Source organism: Mycobacterium sp. THU-M104 (assembly GCF_049197365.1).
GTDB lineage: Bacteria > Actinomycetota > Actinomycetes > Mycobacteriales > Mycobacteriaceae > Mycobacterium.
Window position 1 is genome coordinate 1 of record NZ_JBMIOP010000083.1, and the last position, 18,415, is coordinate 18,415.

Annotated in this window: 14 protein-coding genes and 1 pseudogene; 7 read left to right on the forward strand and 8 right to left on the reverse strand. The window is 66.7% G+C overall.

The features are described from left to right. A partial coding sequence (locus tag ACOJVU_RS07910; RefSeq protein WP_421529264.1) for a polyketide synthase occupies positions 1 to 753 on the reverse strand: 753 nt, incomplete at its 3' end. Between the two features lie 443 nt (positions 754 to 1,196). On the opposite strand from ACOJVU_RS07910, the gene ACOJVU_RS07915 reads away from it, so the two are divergent. The 7 genes from ACOJVU_RS07915 to ACOJVU_RS07945 all read left to right on the forward strand — a co-directional run bounded on the left by ACOJVU_RS07915 (position 1,197) and on the right by ACOJVU_RS07945 (position 13,386). Further along, entirely contained in the window at positions 1,197 to 2,618 is a 1,422-nt protein-coding gene (locus ACOJVU_RS07915) for a condensation domain-containing protein (protein ID WP_421529277.1), read from the forward strand. Positions 2,619 to 2,727: 109 nt separating this feature from the next. Then, positions 2,728 to 5,790, forward strand: coding sequence for an RND family transporter (locus ACOJVU_RS07920; protein WP_421529265.1), 3,063 nt, complete (start codon positions 2,728 to 2,730; stop codon positions 5,788 to 5,790). A 2-nt stretch (positions 5,791 to 5,792) separates the two neighbouring features. Beyond that, positions 5,793 to 6,920: an acyltransferase PE gene (gene pe / locus ACOJVU_RS07925; RefSeq protein WP_421529266.1), complete on the forward strand. Its 1,128-nt coding sequence runs from the start codon at positions 5,793 to 5,795 to the stop codon at positions 6,918 to 6,920. Between the two features lie 40 nt (positions 6,921 to 6,960). Further along, on the forward strand, positions 6,961 to 8,706 hold the full coding sequence (locus tag ACOJVU_RS07930; protein ID WP_421529267.1) for an AMP-binding protein: 1,746 nt from the start codon (positions 6,961 to 6,963) through the stop codon (positions 8,704 to 8,706). Positions 8,707 to 8,800: 94 nt separating this feature from the next. Beyond that, on the forward strand, positions 8,801 to 9,859 hold the full coding sequence (locus ACOJVU_RS07935) for a dihydrodipicolinate reductase (RefSeq protein ID WP_421529268.1): 1,059 nt from the start codon (positions 8,801 to 8,803) through the stop codon (positions 9,857 to 9,859). Positions 9,860 to 10,030: 171 nt separating this feature from the next. Beyond that, positions 10,031 to 10,474, forward strand: a complete 444-nt coding sequence (locus tag ACOJVU_RS07940; RefSeq protein ID WP_421529269.1) for an MmpS family transport accessory protein — start codon at positions 10,031 to 10,033, stop codon at positions 10,472 to 10,474. Then, positions 10,471 to 13,386: an RND family transporter gene (locus tag ACOJVU_RS07945; RefSeq protein WP_421529270.1), complete on the forward strand. Its 2,916-nt coding sequence runs from the start codon at positions 10,471 to 10,473 to the stop codon at positions 13,384 to 13,386. Before ACOJVU_RS07940 ends, ACOJVU_RS07945 begins: the two co-directional genes overlap by 4 nt. A gap of 11 nt (positions 13,387 to 13,397) precedes the next feature. Here ACOJVU_RS07945 and ACOJVU_RS07950 read toward each other — a convergent pair whose 3' ends face one another. The 7 genes and pseudogenes from ACOJVU_RS07950 to ACOJVU_RS07980 form a co-directional block, all read right to left on the reverse strand. Then, complete coding sequence (locus ACOJVU_RS07950) at positions 13,398 to 14,228, reverse strand: DegV family protein (RefSeq protein WP_421529271.1); 831 nt, start codon at positions 14,226 to 14,228, stop codon at positions 13,398 to 13,400. 55 nt (positions 14,229 to 14,283) lie between these two features. Further along, positions 14,284 to 15,033, reverse strand: a complete 750-nt coding sequence (octT, locus tag ACOJVU_RS07955) for a diglucosylglycerate octanoyltransferase (RefSeq protein WP_421529272.1) — start codon at positions 15,031 to 15,033, stop codon at positions 14,284 to 14,286. Beyond that, positions 15,023 to 15,697, reverse strand: a complete 675-nt coding sequence (gpgP, locus tag ACOJVU_RS07960) for a glucosyl-3-phosphoglycerate phosphatase (RefSeq protein ID WP_421529273.1) — start codon at positions 15,695 to 15,697, stop codon at positions 15,023 to 15,025. Before gpgP ends, octT begins: the two co-directional genes overlap by 11 nt. Then, a complete protein-coding gene (gene rsfS / locus ACOJVU_RS07965; protein ID WP_421529274.1) occupies positions 15,694 to 16,074 on the reverse strand; it encodes a ribosome silencing factor in 381 nt (126 codons plus the stop codon). The genes gpgP and rsfS overlap by 4 nt, the downstream gene beginning before the upstream one ends. Next, positions 16,071 to 16,718, reverse strand: coding sequence for a nicotinate-nucleotide adenylyltransferase (gene nadD / locus ACOJVU_RS07970; protein ID WP_421529275.1), 648 nt, complete (start codon positions 16,716 to 16,718; stop codon positions 16,071 to 16,073). Before nadD ends, rsfS begins: the two co-directional genes overlap by 4 nt. A gap of 63 nt (positions 16,719 to 16,781) precedes the next feature. Continuing rightward, positions 16,782 to 18,233: a vWA domain-containing protein gene (locus tag ACOJVU_RS07975; protein ID WP_421529276.1), complete on the reverse strand. Its 1,452-nt coding sequence runs from the start codon at positions 18,231 to 18,233 to the stop codon at positions 16,782 to 16,784. Positions 18,234 to 18,246: 13 nt separating this feature from the next. Continuing rightward, a pseudogene (locus ACOJVU_RS07980) lies at positions 18,247 to 18,415 on the reverse strand (MoxR family ATPase); the annotation flags it as partial.

Below are 18,415 nucleotides of genomic sequence, written 5' to 3' on the forward strand. Positions count from 1 at the left end.
CACACCGCAGCCCTCACCGCGCACATACCCGTCCGCGGACGCGTCGAAGGTCTTGCACTTGCCGTCAGGCGCCAGCATGTGCGCGTGGGAAAAGGTGATCATCGTCGCCGGGGTGAGCAAGACGTTCACACCACCGGCCAGCGCGAGGTCGCATTCCCCCAACAGCAGCGCCTGGCAGGCCTGGTGGATCGCCACCAACGACGAGCTGCACGCCGTGTCGACGGCCACCGCCGGGCCCCGCAGCCCCAGCCGATGGCTGATCCGGCCCGCTGCTGCGGCGGCCGACGTCCCGATCGCCATGTAGGCCTCGATCTCGGGGTAAGTCAGCTCGCCGGAGGCCATGCCCAGGTAGTCATGGGTGGCCAGACCGACGAACACGCCGGTGTCGGAGTCCGCCAACGCCGTTGGCGCGATGCCCGCATGCTCGACCGCGCGCCACGTCGTCTCCAGCAGGAGCCGGTGCTGCGGGTCCAGCAACCTGACCTCGCGCGCCGACATCCCGAAAAACGGGGCGTCGAACCCCGTGACGTCGTCGATGAAACCCGCCCGGCGGGTCACGATCTTGCCGGGCACGTCGGGATCGGGGTCGTAGAACTCCTCAACATCCCAGCGGTCGGCGGGAACCTCGGATGTCGCATCCCGGCCGTCGGCCAGCACCTGCCAGAATTCATCCGCGTCCGCGGCACCAGGAAAACGCGCCGCATAGCCGACGATGGCGAAAACCGGCGCCATCGGATATTCAGCAGATGTCATGCGATTGTCCTCACCTGTTTCGCCCGGAGGATTTCGTGCCCCCCGCAAGCCCATGCCGCGGCGCCAGAAACGTCGTTGCCCTGCACCGGGTCCCGGGCCGCTCACTGGACCCACCCAGGACCACGTTGGCGGCACTCCCCCAGTGTTCAACCGCCCGCGACCGTCGTGGGAAACTTACACGTGTTGGGCGCCTTTGGACAGCCGAATCACGCCCGCTGCCAAGTATTGCCAGAATGGGTGTCTGGCGCGGCGCATCGCGCACGAACCCTCGGGCGTGGTGGGCAGTCACAGCCGCCGCGCCGGGACGGCACCGTTGCGGCACCGCCGGCCGTGCCCGCGCCCCAGCTCACCACGCATGCCGGCTCCGGAGCGCGCCGGGAGAGTTATCTTGGTGTCGCTGCCGACGGGGCGGAATGGCAGCCATCACGATCGAGGAGACGAGATTGCGCATCGGGAAGATCACCATAGGCTCACTCGGTGATTGGACGCCGACCCCGGGGTCGGTGATCTCCTGGCACCCGACGGCCGAGGCTGCCGAAAAGGCCCGACACGCGCCGGCAGGTTCCGTGCCGGTCAGCTACATGCAGGGCCAGCACCTTCGTAACTATCACGAACGGGCGGCTGCGGGTCTGGGCTTCTCGCGACAGATCATCGGTACCTGTGACGTACCCGGCCGGTGTGATGTCGATGCCATGAATCGCGCCCTCAACACCTACCTGCGTCGGCATGACACGTTCCGCAGTTGGTTCGACCACATCGGTGACGGAGAGTTCGTGCGGCATACGCTCAGCGATCCCGCGGATATCGAGTTCGTGCCGATCGACCACGGGATGATGACGGTTGCCGAAATACGCGCTCATCTCGTGGCCATACCGAATCCCCTGGAGTGGGGCTGCTGGACCTTCGGGATTGTGCAGAGCGAAGATCATTTCACTTTCTTTGCCGCCATGGATCACGTCCACGGGGACGCGACGTTGATCGGCACAACGATGCTCGAGGCCAACGGGATGTACACGGCCTTGACCGGAGGCGGTGAACCCTTGGCGCTTCCCGATGCCGGCAGTTTTGACGAGTTCTGTTCCCTCGAGCGCCAATACACGTCGACGCTGACTGCGGATTCGCCTCAGATACGCGCGTGGATCGATTTCGCCGAGAACAACAATGGCGGCTTTCCCGAATTCCCCCTTCCCCTGGGTAACCCATCGGAGACCAGTGGCAGCGACATGGTTTCTCAATTCCTGATGGGCGCGGGACAGACCGAGCGGTTCGAAGCGGCCTGCGCAGCGGTCGGGGCGCGCTTCATCGGCGGCCTGTTCGCCTGCTTCGCCCTGGTGGAGCACCAGTTCACGGGTGCGCTCACCTACTACGGCCTCACTCCCAGGGACACGCGCACCACCGCGGAGAGCTTCAGGACGCAGGGCTGGTTCACCGGCTTGGTCCCGATCACCGTACCGATAGCCGCGAACTCTTTCGGCGATGCCGCATGGGCAGCACAGGCTTCTTTCGATTCGGGCCTGGACCTGGCGAAGGTGCCGTACTATCGGGTGCTGGAATTGGCGCCGTGGTTGGACTGGCCACAACCGAACTTTCCGGTGTCGAACTTTCTGCATGGCGGCGCCGCTCCGCTCAACGCCGTTCTCGCAGCAGCCGACCTGGGCTACGCGAACAACATAGGCATCTACTCTGACGGCCGGTATTCCTACCAACTGACCATCTATGTTTTTCGTTACGGGGAGGGCACCGCGATGGCAATCATGTTTCCCGACAATCCGATCGCCCAGAAATCAGTTGCCCGCTACATGGACGCGATGAAGTCCGTGTGCGAGCGAGTCGCCGACAGCGGGCATTGGGGACGCGTTGCGTAGCGGGCAACATCGTCATCGCTCGTGACGCACATTTTCGCGGCCCGCCTCACGCGTCGGCGAGAGCCGCCGGCGGGTGCACCCGGCCGCCCCGACCGGCGGTGAGGGCGACATGCGACGACTAGCCGATGTGGTGGTGCGGTGGCCCTGGGCGGTGATAGGACTCTGGGTCGCGATTGCGGCCGCCCTGCCGCTGACGTTCCCATCGCTCAACCAGATGGCCCAGCAGCATCCGCTGGCTATCCTTCCCAGCGACGCGCCGTCGAACGTCACCGCTCGAAAGATGTCCGAGGCGTTCCACGAATCGAGTTCCGACGACCTTCTGTTGGTGGTCCTGACCGACGACAAGGGGCTGGGCCCCGCCGACGAGGTCGTCTACCGCAAACTGGTGGACGCGCTGCGCCAGGACACGCGCGACGTCGTGATGCTGCAGGATTTCGCCAGCGCCCCGCCCCTGCGTTCGGTGCTGACCAGTCAGGACCACAAGGCCTGGGTCCTGCCTGTCGGCGTTGCGGGGGAATTGGGCACACCCCGGTCTTACACCGCGTTCAGCCGGATCGGCGACATCGTCAACCACGTCATGGAACACGCCCCGGCCGGAACACACCTGACCGCACACCTCACCGGCCCCGCGGCAACCGTCGCCGACCTCACGGTCGCGGGCGACCGGGACCGGCTTCCGATCGAGTTGGCGATCGCCATTGCGGTGCTCCTCGTCCTGTTGGTGGTCTACCGCAGCGCGGTCACCATGCTGCTGCCGTTGATGACGATCGGGTTGTCCCTGGTGATCGCCCAGGCATTGGTGGCGGGCTACTCGCAGGTGACCGGCTCGGGCGTCTCGAACCAGTCCATCGTGTTCCTGAGCGCGATCATGGCCGGCGCAGGAACCGACTACGCGGTGTTTCTCATCAGCCGCTATCACGACTACCTGCGGTCGGGCGCGGATTTCGATCAGGCGATCACGAGGGCGATGATCTCCATCGGGAAGGTGATCACCGCCTCCGCCACCACCGTGGGAGTGACCTTTCTGCTCATCAGCTTCGCGCGGATGGGGGTGTTCAAGACGGTCGGATTCTCAGCGGCGATCGGGATCGGCGTGGCGTTCCTCGCCGCAATGACGTTGCTGCCGGCCATCGTGGTGATCGCGGGACCGCGCGGCTGGGTCACGCCACGGCGTGAACTGACCGCCCGGTTCTGGCGGCGTTCCGGCATCCGCATCGTGCGCCGGCCGGTTCTGCACCTGGTAGCCAGCGTGCTCGTGTTGGCCATCCTGGCCAGCTGCGCAGCCCTGGTGCACTACAACTACGACGATCGCAAGGCCCTGCCGTCCTCGGCCCCGAGTTCCCTCGGTTATGAGACGCTGGAGCGCCATTTCCCCGTCAACCAGTCCATCCCCGAATACATCCTCGTCCAGTCACCGCATGACCTTCGCACGCCGCAAGCCCTGGCGGACCTCGAACAGATGGCGGATCGAGTCAGCCAACTGCCCGATATCGCTGCCGTCAGCGGTATCACCCGCCCCACCGGAAAGGTGCCGGAACAATTCCGGGCCACCTATCAGGCCGGTGCCATCGGCAGCTTCCTGGCCGGCGGGTCCACCCTGATCAACGACCACACAGGCGACCTCAACCGGCTGGTCGAAGGAGCCGGCACATTGGCCGACAACCTGGGCCACGTGCGTGGCCAGGTCGACCAGCTCGCCGCCGGCGTGCGAGAACTCGAGGACGCCTTCGCGGCGGCGAAGAATCAGTACAGCGGCGACACGCTGGTCAAAGAGGTCGACCTCGCGGCCCAACTCGTCGACCACGTCAATTCGCTCAGCAATGCCATGGGCTGGAACTTCTCGGCCGCCAAGAACATGTTCGCCTGGATCGACCCGGTGCTGGCGGCGCTGCAGAACAATCCGGTCTGCGATGCCGACGCGTCGTGCAGCGCCACCCGCGGGACGTTCGAGCAGCTGACCGGCGGGCGCGATCAGGAAGACCTCGACGCGATCAACGACCTGTCCCGCCAACTGCAGGAGTATCCGGACAAGCGGGCCCTCAAAGCGTCGACGGAGCGCCTGCGCCATGCATTGGCGAGGCTCGCCACGGTGCTGCAGTCGATGGGGATCGACCAGCCCGGCGGGCTGCAGGCGAACCTGAACAGCCTGCAAAGCGGGGCGGATCGATTCGCCGGCGGGAGCCGGCAGGTGGCCGACGCGGTGGCTCAACTCGTCGACCAGGTCAAACGGCTGGGTGCCGGCCTCAGTGAGTCGTCGGCGTTTTTGTTGTCGCTGAAGCATGACGCGGCACGACCGGCGATGGCCGGGTTCAACATCCCGTCCCAAATCCTGCATCTGGCGGAGTTCCAGAAGGCCGCCAAGATATTCATCTCACCCGACGGTCACTCGGTGCGCTACTTGGCGCAAACCACACTCAATCCGTTCACCACCGAGGCCATGGATCAGGTCGACGCGATCGCCTCGACCGCCCGGGGGGCCCAGCCGAACACCGCGTTGGCGGACGCGACAATATCGATGGCGGGCTACACCGTCGGTTTGAAGGACACCCGCGACTACTACCGGCACGACATCCGCTTCATCATCGCGGTGACCCTCCTGGTCGTGCTGCTGACCCTGATTGTGCTGCTGAGGGCGATCATCGCGCCGCTCTACCTGGTTGCCTCGGTGGTCGTTTCGTATCTATCGGCGGTGGGCATCGGTGCTCTGGTGTTCCACTTCTCACTCGGCCAGCAATTGCATTGGAGCGTGCCCCCTCTGGCATTCGTGGTGTTGGTCTCGGTGGGAGCCGACTACAACATGCTCCTCGTCTCTCGAATGCGTGAGGAGTCTCCGCACAGCTTGCGCTACGGCATCATTCGGACGCTGAGTTCAACGGGCGGCGTGATCACCGCGGCGGGCCTGATCTTCGCCGCCTCGATGTGTGGGCTGTTGTTCTCCAGCATCGGCACCGTGGTTCAGGGCGGTTTCGTGATCGGCGTGGGAATTCTGCTGGACACGTTCCTGGTGCGCACCATCACGGTTCCCGCCATCGCCGCGCTGGTCGGACGGGCGAACTGGTGGCCGTCGCGGGTGGGCGGGCAGCGGTCGCCGACCGGACTCGCCGAGCCGCAACCCGGTGAGCACGCGCACCGGGTGTATGTGAAACTAAACGAGCCGAGCGGTCAGGGGTAGGGATGAAGGAATTCCTCGTGGGAGTCACGGCACTGGTAACGGTCAGTGCAGCAGGCTATTTCGGCGTCGGCACGGCCTCTGCCGATGACACGCCCATCGACGGTCCGCCGACGCCGGGGGCACCGGGCGACCAGACCGCTTACGCCCTCGGAGGCGCTCACGTTCTGGGCATCCCCTACGACGAGTACATCCGCCAGGAGGGTGCCCAGTGGTTCCCCGGCCAGCAGCGCGAAATCGTCCGCTACCCCGCGGGCCAGGTTCAAGGCCACGTGCTGGAGCGGCTGTTCCCGGGCATCGGCCGGCTCGGTGAGAACTTCCCGGGGTTGGGTCTGGACGGGCCCAGCGTCGGCGAGTCGGTCGACGTCGGAATAGACAACCTCGTCGCGGAGCTGAAAGCGGGTCGCCCCGGTACCGCGATCGGCCTGTCCGAGGGCGGGTTCGTGGTTGATGGCGCGCAGGCCCGACTGGCCGACGACCCGGCGGCTCCGCCGCCGGACACCCTGAACTTCGCCACATTCGGCGACCCGATCGGGCAGCACGCCTTCGGTCAGAGCTTCCTGAGCGCCGTGTTCGGAGTCGGCAGCGTCGTCCCCGCGCTCGACTACACCATCCCACCGCCGTACGAGAGCCAATACGACACCGACAAGTTCGTGGCCGCCTACGACTCGATCGCAGACTTTCCGGACCGGCCGGACAACCTGTTCGCCCTCGCCAACACGCTCATGGGCCTCGCCACGGGACACACTGCGGTGGCCTTCACCAACCCCAGCATGGTTCCGCCGCAGAACATCAGAACAACGATCAATTCCAGAGGCGCGAAAGTCACGACGGTCATGGTCCCGGAAAGACACCTTCCTCTTGTCATGCCCCTGGCCTACATCGGGATCTCGGAGGACACGCTGAGCAAGCTCGATGCGATCCTGATTCCCCGGGTGAACGCGGGCTATGCGCGCAACGATGACCCCGCGACCGCGCCGGTCCAGGTGGACCCGGCGCATGGCTTCGACCCCGCGGAGGTCACTGCACCGGCCAACGAGGCGACATTCGGTGGCGGCGCCGACCCGTTCTCGCAGATCCTCGCCGGTGCCCTGTCCGTGTTGTCCCACGGCGCAGGAGAGGCCGACCACTGACTTCGAAGCGACGCGTCGGACAAACCGGTAGGGACGTGATGTGACGCAACCCCAGTCATCCATTCTCTCGCTGCTGCACGGACGTGCCATCCTGCGGCCTGACGACACGGCATTCACCTTCACCGATTACGACGACGACTGGGCGGGTGTCCCCGAGAGCCTCACCTGGTCGCAGCTGTCCCGCCGGACGATCAATGCGGCGCGCGAGCTCGACCCGCACGGCTCGGTCGGGGACAGGGCGGTGATCCTGGCACCCCAGTCCCTCGACTACATCGTGGCGTTCCTGGGGGCCATGCAGGCCGGGCTCATCGCGGTGCCGCTCCCGTTGCCGCACCGCGGCTCGAGCGATGAGCGGGTAAAGGCAGTCCTCGCCGATACGTCCCCCGCGGTCGTCCTCACGACGTCCGAGGTCGCGGAAGACATCACCGAATATGTCGATCGAGCACGCCTGGAGGCCGTTCCGGAGGTCGTCGAAATCGATTCGATGAACCTGGATGCCGCCGGCGGAACATCCCTTCCGGCAGTCGATTTGCCCAACATCGCGTATCTGCAGTACAGCTCGGGTTCCACCCGGCTGCCGACCGGGGTCATGATCTCGCACCGCAACCTTCAGGTGAACTTCGAGCAGCTGATGCGCAGTTTTTTCGCGGACTCACACATCAAAGCCCCCGCGAACGCCACGATCGTTTCGTGGTTACCCTTCTACCACGACATGGGTTTGGTGCTGGGAGTCTGCGCGCCGATCCTGGGCGGCTATCGCGGAGAGCTGACGAGCCCGGTTTCGTTCCTGGAGAGGCCGGCCCGGTGGGTGCGGTCGTTGGCCGCGAATCCGCCCGCTTTTTCGGCGGCGCCGAACTTCGCCTTCGAGCTGGCCGCCCGCAAAACAACCGACAGCGACCTGGGCGGGCTCGACCTCGGCGGGGTGCTGGGCATCATCAGCGGTGCCGAGCGTGTCGAGCCGGCCACCCTGCAACGTTTCGTTGACCGGTTCGTCCACTTCGGTTTTCAAGAACACATGGTGCGCCCCTCGTACGGCTTGGCCGAGGCGACCGTCTTCGTGACGGCCGGCATCTGGTGCGAGTCATCGAGCACGGTCCACTTCGATGCCGACGAATTATCCGCCGGCCGAGTCCGGCCGTGTGCGGCCGGGAACGGCACGGCGCTGGTCACATACAAGGTGCCGCAGTCACCCACGATGCGGATCGTGGACTGCGACACCGGCCGCGAATGCCCGCCCGACGTGGTCGGTGAGATCTGGATACACGGCCCCAATGTCGCCGAGGGCTACTGGCGCAAGCCCCCGGAAGAACAGCGCTGCTTCGACGCAACGCTCGTCGACCCTTCGCCCGGCACTCCGCGCGGCCCCTGGCTGAGGACCGGCGATCTGGGCTTCATCTTCTCCGGTGCGCTGTTCATCGTCGGCCGCATCAAGGATCTGCTGATCATCCGGGGGCGCAACCACTATCCGGAGGACATCGAGGCGACGACCCAAGCGATCACGGGTGGTCGGGTCGCGGCGATATCGGTTCCGGTGAACAGTACCGAGGAGCTGGTCACCGTCATCGAGCTCAAGAAGCGAGGCGATTCCGACGAGGAGGCGAGCAGCTGGCTCAGCCGCGTCAAAAGAGACGTCACCTCCGCGATATCCAATGCGCACGGCTTGAGTGTCGGGGACCTCGTCCTGGTGTCGCCCGGGTCGATTCCGACCACGACGAGCGGCAAGATCCGGCGCGCCGCCTGCGTCGAGCGGTACCACCTGGACCGATTCACCCGGTTGGACGCCTGAGAAAGACGGATCGACCGGTGCGGGCGCCCGGCTCGCGTGCCCGTGTGCCGGGGTGCACATAATTGAGTCCCATCGCACCGGCAAAGGAGCCCCGATGAGCACGACACGCACAGACCGTCCGCTTCGGGTGATCCAGTGGACGACGGGCAACATCGGCCGCCGCTCGCTGCATGCCATCATCGGCAGGCCCGACATGGAACTGGTCGGGGTGTACGCGCATGGGGCGGACAAGGTCGGCGTCGACGCCGCCGACCTGGCCGGCTGGTCCGAACCGACCGGCGTGCACGCGACCAGCGACATCGATGCGCTACTCGCCCTGGGCGCCGACGCGTGCTGCTACAACCCGTTGTGGCCCAACGTCGACGAATTGGCACAGCTGCTGGAATCGGGTGTCAACGTGTGCACCAGCGCGGCCTGGATCACCGGGGGCAAGCAGACCCCGCAGGACCGAAAGCGCATCCTCGAGGCGTGCGAGCGGGGGCAGTCGACGATCTTGGGCAGCGGCGCGCATCCCGGGATGACGAACATGGTCGGCATGGTGCTGTCGGCCTCCTGCGAGCGGGTCGACGAGATAAGGATCACCGAGTCGGTGGATTGCTCGACCTATGAATCGGCGGAAACGCAGACGGCGATGGGCTTCTCCCAGGATCCCGACACCCCGGGACTGGCCGAACACGTGCGGACCGAGAGCGAAGTCTTCGCCGAATCGGCGGCGATGATGGCCGACGCGATCGGCGCGAAGCTGGACAGGATGACCTTCGACGTCACGTTCACCGCGGCCACCGGCGACTCCGACCTGGGATTCATGAAGATACCGGCGGGAACGGTCGGCGGCGTCTACGGATACCACCGGGGCTGGCAGGGCGATCGCAACGTCGTCAGCGTCGGCTTCAACTGGACGATGGGCAACCACGTCGCACCGCCCAAGCCGCTCGAGCACGGCCATGTCATCCAGGTGTTCGGGCTGCCCAACATGCGCACCGTGCTGCACTGCCTGCCACCCAAGGGGTGGACCGAGCCGGGGTTCATGGGCCTGGGGATGATCTACACCGCGATGCCGGTGACCAACGCGGTCCCGGCTGTGGTGGCGGCGCGGCCGGGCATCGTGACGCTCGCCGACCTGCCGCCGGTCACCGGCCGCGTGGCGCGCTGAAGCTATGCCGTTCGCGATACAAAGCGCGCCCGGAGGAACGCTTGCGTGCATTAAGGTTTACGATACTTAGCTGAGCAAATATTGTGGTGACTTGGCTGCTCGTCCACGGTGTCGAGCCTTCCGTTGCGGCAGGACGGCAGGGCCTCGCATCGGTGAGCGGAAGGCGGTGACATGAGATCGGTTTCCATCGGCGGCTACCTCAAGCGAGCGTGGATACCCCTCGTGCTGGTGGTCGTCCTGGGTACCTCGGGACTGGTCGTGTCGAGGCTGCACAAGGTCTTCGGCTCGCAGGATCTCAATGCCAACGCCGGCGCCGGAATCGAGATCGTGCAGTTCAACCCCAAGGTTGTCACCTATGAGATCACCGGGCCGCCCGGGTCGACCGCAAACATCAATTACTGGGACGCGGACGCCAACACGCACCAGGTCAACGCGGCGCCGTTGCCGTGGTCGTACACCCTCTCCACGACCCTGCCGGCGGTGAGCGCCAACATCATGGCCCAGACCGACGCCGACCAGATCGGCTGCCGGATCACCGTCGACGGTACGGTCCGCGAGCAGCGCCACGCCGACGGCGTCAACGCGCAGGCCTTCTGCCTGGTGAAGTCCGCATGACCGCGACGAGAACCCAGGAAACGCAGAGCGCCGCGGCGCCGGAGCCCGAGCGTGGCCACCGGCCGTTCATCCCGCACTTCATCCGCATCTTCGCGGTGCCGATCATCCTGGGCTGGGTGGCACTGACGGTCATCGTCAATGTCGCGATCCCGACGCTGGAAATCGTCGGCGAGGCGCACTCGGCGCCGATGGCCCCCCTGGATGCGCCGTCGATGAAGGCCATGATGCGGCTCGGCCACAACTTCAGGGAGTTCGACTCCAACAGCACGGTGATGGTCGTGCTTGAAGGCCAACAGCCGCTCGACGACGCCGCCCACCGCTACTACGACGAAATCGTGCGTAAGCTGCGGGGAGACCCCGAGCACGTCCAGCACATCCAGGATTTCTGGGGTGACCGGTTCACCGCGGCCGGGGCCCAGAGCGCCGACGCCAAGGCCTCCTACGTGATGATCAACATCGCCGGCAACCAGGGCACCACGGAGGCCAACGATTCCGTCGATGCCGTACGCAAGGTGGTCAAGGACACGCCGGCCCCTCCGGGGGTGAAGGCCTACGTCACCGGGCCCGCGGCCCTGTCCGACGACATGCACGTCATCGGCAACGCCAGCCTGGCCAAGATCACGCTGTTCACCCTCGGCGCGATCGCGATCATGCTGCTGCTGGTATACCGCTCGATCGTCACCACCCTGATCCAGCTGTTCATGACCTTCGTCGCGCTGGCGTCCTCGCGGCAGATCGTCGCCGCCCTGGGCTATGTCAACGCGTTCGGGCTGACCACGTTCGCCGCCAACATCCTGACCATGCTGGCGATCGCCGCCGGCACCGACTACGGCATCTTCCTGGTCGGGCGCTACCAGGAGGCCCGGGCGGCCGGCGAGGACCGGGAAACCGCCTACTACACCACGTTTCGCGGGGTGGCCCCCGTCGTGCTCGGTTCGGGCCTGACCATCGCCGGCGCGACGTACTGCCTGAGCTTCGCCCGGCTGCCCTGGTTCAACACGATGGGCGCGCCCGTGGCGATCGGGATGCTGGTCGTCGTGCTGGCCGGCCTGACCCTGGGCCCCGCGGTGATCTTCGCGGGCAGCAAATTCGGCCTGTTCGAACCCAAGCAGGCGGCCAAGGGCCGGTTGTGGCGCCGCGTCGGCACCGCAGTGGTGCGCTGGCCGCTGCCGATCTTCGCCGTCAGCGGCGCGGTCGTGCTCATCGGCATGCTGGGCCTGCCGGGCTACGTCACCAGCTACAACGACCGCTACTATCTGCCCGGATCGGCCCCCGCCAACGTCGGATACACGGCAGCCGACCGGCATTTCTCCCAGGCCCGGATGAACCCCGACATGCTGATGGTCGAGGCCGACCACGACATGCGCAACCCCGCAGACATGCTGGTGCTGGACAAGGTCGCCAAAAACCTCATCCGCACCCACGGCATCGCCATGGTCCAGGACATCACCCGGCCCCTCGGGATTCCGATCCAGCACAGCTCGATCCCGTTCCAGAACAGCATCCAGGGCCAGACGACCATGCAGAACATGGGCTTCCTGAGGGAGCGCATGGCCGACATGCTCAAGATGGCCGACATGATGCAGCTCCAGATCGAGACCATGGAGCGCATGTACCAGGTCACCCAGGACCTGTCGCACGCCGCCGACGACAGCGCGCGGACCACGGCCGAGACCTCGGCCATCACCGACCAGGTGCGCGACCACCTGGCCGATTTCGAGGACATGTGGCGGCCGATCCGCAGCTATTTCTACTGGGAGAAGCACTGCTACGACATCCCCATCTGCTTCTCGCTGCGCTCGATCTGGGACACCATCGACGGTTTCGACAAGCTCGCCGAGAAATTCCACGAACTCTCCGGCGACATCGCACGCACCGCCGACGCGACCCACGAGATGGAGGCGCTGATCCCACCGATGATCGCCACGATGAAGACCACCAAAGCCTTGACCCTGACGATGCACAGCACCTTCGAGGCGATGATCAACCAGATGGACGCGATGAACGACACCGCGATCGTCATGGGACAAAGCTTCGACAAGTCCAAGAACGACGACTTCTTCTACCTGCCGCCCGAGGCGTTCTCCAACCCGGAGTTCATCCGCGGCATCAAGATGTTCTTCTCCCCCGACGGCAAGTCCACCCGCTTCTTCATCACCCATCAGGGCGACCCGATGACCCCGGAAGGGATCTCACGGGTCGATTCCGAGCGCCTGGCCGCCCAGGAGGCGCTCAAGCAGTCGTCGCTGTCGAGCGCCAAGGTGTTTCTGGGCGGTACGGCGGCGACCTTCAAGGACATGCATGACGGCGCCATGTACGACCTGATGATCGCGGTGATCTCGGCGCTGACGCTGATCTTCATGATCATGCTGCTGCTGACCCGCAGCGTGGTGGCCGCCCTGGTCATCGTGAGCACCGCGGGCAGCTCGATCGCGGCGTCGTTCGGGCTGTCGGTGCTCATCTGGCAGGACCTGTTCGGTTTCAAGATCCACTGGATCGTGATGGCGTTGTCGGTCATCATCCTGCTGGCCGTCGGATCCGACTACAACCTGCTGTTGGTCTCCCGTTTCAAGGAAGAGATCCACGCCGGGCTCAAGACCGGATACATCCGGTCCATGGCCGGCACCGGCACCGTGGTGACATCGGCGGGTCTGGTGTTCGCCTTCACCATGGCGGCCATGCTGGGCAGCGAACTGACCGTCCTGGGACAGTTCGGCTCCACGGTCTGCATCGGTCTGCTGCTCGACACCCTGGTCGTGCGCACGCTGCTGATGCCCTCGGTCGCCACCATGCTCGGCCGCTGGTTCTGGTGGCCGCAGGTCGTCCACCCCCGGGGCGACTACGGGCGGCGGCCGGTGGCGGCCAAAGAGGACGAGACCTCCCCGATGCCGGTGTTGTCGGCACACCACTGATCGACGTGCAGCTACCCGGACAGCTGCACGCAGACCGCCACGGCTCCGGCACCGACGTGCAGCGCGAGCACCGGGCCCAGCGGGGTCACGATCGCGGGCCCGCACGCGGGTAGCCGCCGGGCAAACACGGCGGCTATCCGGATGGCACCATCGGGGTTGGCCACGTGGTGGACCGCCAGCGCGGCGGACTGCTCCCCCACCAGCTCACAAACCCGGTCGATCACGATCCCGGTAGCGTTGTCGAAGGTGCGCACCCGTTGGGCCAGAACAAGTTTCCCGTCCTCGATGCGCAGCACCGGCTTGAGCGCCAGCGCGGTGCCCAACCACGCCTTGGCGCCGCCGATCCGCCCGCTGCGGCGCAGGTTGTCCAGGCGGTGAACCACCACGAACGCATGGCTGCGGGCCACCGCCGCGCGTGCCGCGTCGGCAGCGGTGTCCAGGTCGGCGCCCGCCGCCGCGGCCCGGGCGGCGGCCAGTGCAACAAAGCCGGTGCCCATCGCGGCCGATCGCGAGTCGACGACGCGCACGGTCGAGCCCAGCTCGGCCGCGGCGTGACGCGCCGCAGCACAGGTCCCCGACAACCCCGACGACAGGTGCACCGCCACCACCCCGTCGCCGCCGCTGTCGGCCAGCGCCTTCCGGTAGGCCACCGCTAGTTCGGCCGGGGTAGCCGCCGCCGTGGTGGCGTGACGCTGGTGGACGTCGTCGGGGATGTCGTCGACACCCTCGCGCAGGCTGACGCCGTCGATCAGGACGTGCAGTGGGACAACGCGAACCCCCCACCTCTCGCGCAGCTCGACCGGCAGCCGCGACGAGGCATCGGTCACCACCACGACAGTCATGAGCGCCGCTCCTTCTCATCGCTGCGCTCTGCATCGTCGTCGGCGCGGGTCACGATCAGTCACACGGCTTCTGAGCCGCCACCTGAGCCTTCTGCGAGGCTTCGGCCAGCGCCTTGAGCATCAGCTCGGCGACCGCCCGGTGGGCCTCGAAGTTCCAGTGGATTCCGTCCGGGTTGCCCCGCCCGCTCATGATCTCTTCAGCCACGGCGGCTTTGAGGTCCACCAGCGGAACATCGCGGCCTTGCGCCCATTCGGTGATCGCCGCCACCGTACCGGGACGGCCGCGGTGAGACTTCCCGTAGGCCTCGGCGATGTGCACAGACGGCAGGCAGGCCACGATCGGGATCCCCGGTCGGTTGAAATCGATTGCGGCGCGCGTCTGTTCGAGGTATTTTGCGCTCAGGTGCGGGGGCAGCGCGGGCCTGGCGACAAGCGAGAACCTGGGTTGCACCCAGCCGTAACCGTCACGCACCCGGCGCCGAAGCCACGACGGACGCACGTAACGGATCAGTTCGCGCAGCGCCGTCGGCAGCACCGACGGCAACGAATCCATCCCGCCGGTCGCAAAGATCACCGCACCAGCCCTGGGCAATGCCGCCCACGCACGCGGGTCCTGGGTCGCCGCCCACCAGATGTCGCGGCAGGTCCAGCCGATCCTACCGATCAATTCCACATCCCAATCCAACTGTGCAGCAACGAGATTGGGCCAAATCCGCGGATCGTCGGCGGGCAGCCCCCCGGTGGGTCCGTAGTAGGCCAGGGAGTCGGCGAACACCAGCAGCGCGGGGCGTGCCTCAGAGGACATCGCCGAACACCTGCGCCGACGCATTCCACACATCCAGCCGCCAGCCGATCGCGTCGAACCCGTCGTCGTCGCCGCGGGAGTGACCGGAAAGTTGCACCCAGCTCGCGTTGCCCATGCCGCCCAGGATCGGCCAGTTGCCGACCGGCAGCTTCAGCAGCGCGGCCGACAGCGCAGCGATCAACCCGCCGTGGGCGACGAGCACCACCGGCCGATCCGGCTGGTCGGGGTTACCCCACTCCGGATTACCGGCGACCAGCTCGGCGACCAGCGGCATGCTGCGCGCGGCCACGTCCATCCGGCTCTCCCCGCCGTGCGGCGCCCACGTGGCATCTTCGCGCCACGCCAGGCGGGCACCCGGGACCTCGGCGTCGATCTGCGTGTGCGTCAAGCCCTGCCAGTCCCCGAGATGTGTCTCGCGCAGCCGCTCGTCGACCCGGACGTCCACGCCGGACCGCTCCCCCAGCGTCACCGCGGTGTCGTAGGCGCGCCGCAGGTCGGAGGAGACGATCAGCAGCGGCTGCTGCTTGCCCAGCGCCTCGGCCGCGGCATGCGCCTGCGCCCGGCCGAGCTCGCTGAGCTGGGTGTCCAGCTGACCCTGCATCCGGCTGCCGCGGTTGTAGGCGGTCTGGCCGTGCCGCAACATCACCAGGCGACGGATTCTCATCGCGGGTCCAACGGTTCCGCCGACAGGTCCACCGGCAGCACCGGGCAGTCGCCCCACAGACGGTCCAGCGCGTAGAAGTCGCGGTCGTCCTGATGTTGGATGTGTACGACGATGTCGCGGTAGTCCAGCAATGTCCAGCGGCCCTCCCGGGTCCCCTCACGCCGCGCGGGCTTGTAGCCCGCGCGGCGCATCTTCTCCTCGACCTCGTCGACGATGGCGTTGACCTGCCGCTCGTTGGACGCCGACGCGATGACGAAGCAGTCCGTGATGACCAGCTGGCCGGAGACGTCGATCACGATGACGTCATCGGCGAGTTTGGCGGCGGCCGCACCGGCGGCCACCGTCGCCATGTCGATGGCTTCCTGCGTCGCGGTCATGTGTCGTGTCCCGTCGCCCGGCCGACCTGTGCGTTCCCGCAGTAGAGCCGGCGCTTGGATACGTACTGAACGACGCCGTCGGGCATCAGGTACCACAACGGACGCGCCTGGGCGGCACGCCGTCGGCAATCGGTCGACGAGATCGCCAGCGCCGGGATCTCCACGAGGGTCAGCGCATCGGAGGCCAGCTCGCCCAGCACTCCGGTGATGTGCTCATCCTGCAGCTCGTAGCCGGGGCGGCTGACGCCGACGAAGTGAGCCAGGTCGAAGGCCTCCTCCCAGCCGCGCCACGACAGGATGGAGGCCAACGCGTCCGCGCCGGTGATGAAGTACAGCCGGGCGTCCGGGTTGACCGCGTGCAGGTCGCGCAGCGTGTCCCGGGTGTAAGTGGGGCCGGCGCGGTCGATGTCGACCCGGCTCACCGAGAACCGGGGATTGGACGCGGTGGCGATCACGGTCATCAAGTAGCGGTCCTCGGCGGCCGACACCGGCCGGCCCTTCTGCCAGGGCTGGCCGCTGGGCACGAACACCACCTCGTCTAGGTCGAAAAGGTCGGCGACTTCGCTGGCGGCGACCAGATGGCCGTAATGGATGGGATCGAACGTCCCACCCATCACCCCGAGCCTGCGACACCGCTTTTGCACGATTCGCCAGCTTACTTCAGTAACGCGTCGGGAACCCACGGCGAGCTCTGTGGGCCGCCCGGCTCACACGGGCAGCAGCTGGTCGATCACCGCGGCCAGTTGCTTGGCCGACCGGCATTCGTGCATCGTGATCGCCTCCTGGTAACGCGGCACCGCGGAGTCGCCGCTGCCCCACAGGTGTCGGGGCTCGGGGTTGAGCCAGTGCGCGTGCCGGCTTGCGGTCACCATGTCCGCCAGCACATCGACGGCCGGGTCGCGGTAGTTGGTGCGGCCGTCGCCGAGCACCAGCAGCGAACTGCGCGGCGAGAGCGCATTGGGAAAAGACTGCACGAACGACACGAACGCGTTGCCGTAGTCGGAATGGCCGTCACGGCTGTAGACGCCGGCCTCCCGCGTGATCCGCTGGATTGCGACGGCCAAGTCTGCACCAGGGGAGAACATGTGCGTCACCTCGTCGGTGGTGTCGACGAAGGCGAACACCCGCACGCGCGAGAACTGTTGGCGCAAAGCATTGACCAGCAGCAGCGTGAAATGACTGAACCCGGCCACCGAACCCGAAACATCGCACAGCACAGCCAATTCCGGTCGCGCTGGGCGCGGTTTGGCCAGCACCACATCGATCGGCACGCCGCCGGTCGACATCGACTTGCGCAGCGTCTTGCGCAGATCGATCGTCCCGGAGCGGGTGCGGCGCCGGCGGGCCGCCAGCCGGGTCGCCAGCGTGCGCGCCAAAGGAGCTACCACCCGCTGCATCTGACGCAGTTGTTCCCCGGATGCGCGCAGGAACTCGACGTTCTCCGAAAGCTGCGGGATTCCGTAGGTCTGGACGTGGTCGCGGCCCAGCTGCTCGGCGGTGCGCCGCTTGGTCTCCGCGTCAACCAGCTTACGTAGCTGCGTAATACGCTGCGCAGCAAGAGCTTTGGCAATCTGCTCTTGTGTGGGTGTGGGCTCGTCGCCGTACGGCGCAAGCAACCCGGCAAGCAGTTTGCCCTCCAGCTCGTCGAGCGCCATCGCCTTGATCGCCTGGTACGACGAGTACGACGGGCCGCGGCTGGAGCTGTACTTGCCGTACGCCTCGACGATGCGGGCGATCATGGCGACCAGGCGCTCGTCCATGTCGGCGAGATCCGGGTTCTCGGTGAGCATCTCCAGCAGCATCTGGCGCATGGCCTCGACGTCGTCGGGTGGCAGCGAGTCGTCGTCGCCGGCGGCATCGGCGGCGACGCTCTCCGAGACCACCGCGCGCGCCCCCAGCGCGGCCGGGAACCACAGGTCGAACATGGCGTCGTAGGTCTCGCGATGGTCGGGGCGGCGCAACACGGTGCAGGCGATGCCCTCGCGCAGCACCTCCCGGTCGCCCAGCCCGAGGGTGGTCATCACCCGGCCCGCATCGACGGTCTCCGACGGGCCCACCGAAATACCAGCCCCGCGAAGGGCTTCCACGAACCCGACCAGATGGCCGGGCAGCCCGTACGGGGCCAGTGGCCGGGTGGGTCGGATGCGGCGCGCGGCCATCAGTGCGGGCCCATCAGTTCAGCCTCAGCTCCCCGCTGGCGCGCTGCTGGTCGGATTGGTGTTTGAGAACCACGCCCAGCGTCGCAGCGACGACGGCGTCGTCGATGGTGTCCAGGCCCAGCGCCAGCAGCGTGCGGCCCCAGTCGATCGTCTCGGCGATCGACGGCACCTTCTTGAGCTGC

What these genes read in the sequence shown, in the direction of transcription:
- ACOJVU_RS07920 (WP_421529265.1), top strand. Translation starts at nt 2,728, where the DNA reads ATGCGACGACTAGCCGATGTGGTGGTGCGGTGGCCCTGGGCGGTGATA.
- pe (WP_421529266.1), top strand. Translation starts at nt 5,793, where the DNA reads ATGAAGGAATTCCTCGTGGGAGTCACGGCACTGGTAACGGTCAGTGCA.
- ACOJVU_RS07935 (WP_421529268.1), top strand. Translation starts at nt 8,801, where the DNA reads ATGAGCACGACACGCACAGACCGTCCGCTTCGGGTGATCCAGTGGACG.
- ACOJVU_RS07940 (WP_421529269.1), top strand. Translation starts at nt 10,031, where the DNA reads ATGAGATCGGTTTCCATCGGCGGCTACCTCAAGCGAGCGTGGATACCC.
- ACOJVU_RS07945 (WP_421529270.1), top strand. Translation starts at nt 10,471, where the DNA reads ATGACCGCGACGAGAACCCAGGAAACGCAGAGCGCCGCGGCGCCGGAG.
- ACOJVU_RS07950 (WP_421529271.1), bottom strand. Translation starts at nt 14,228, where the DNA reads ATGACTGTCGTGGTGGTGACCGATGCCTCGTCGCGGCTGCCGGTCGAG.
- octT (WP_421529272.1), bottom strand. Translation starts at nt 15,033, where the DNA reads ATGTCCTCTGAGGCACGCCCCGCGCTGCTGGTGTTCGCCGACTCCCTG.
- gpgP (WP_421529273.1), bottom strand. Translation starts at nt 15,697, where the DNA reads ATGAGAATCCGTCGCCTGGTGATGTTGCGGCACGGCCAGACCGCCTAC.
- rsfS (WP_421529274.1), bottom strand. Translation starts at nt 16,074, where the DNA reads ATGACCGCGACGCAGGAAGCCATCGACATGGCGACGGTGGCCGCCGGT.
- ACOJVU_RS07975 (WP_421529276.1), bottom strand. Translation starts at nt 18,233, where the DNA reads ATGGCCGCGCGCCGCATCCGACCCACCCGGCCACTGGCCCCGTACGGG.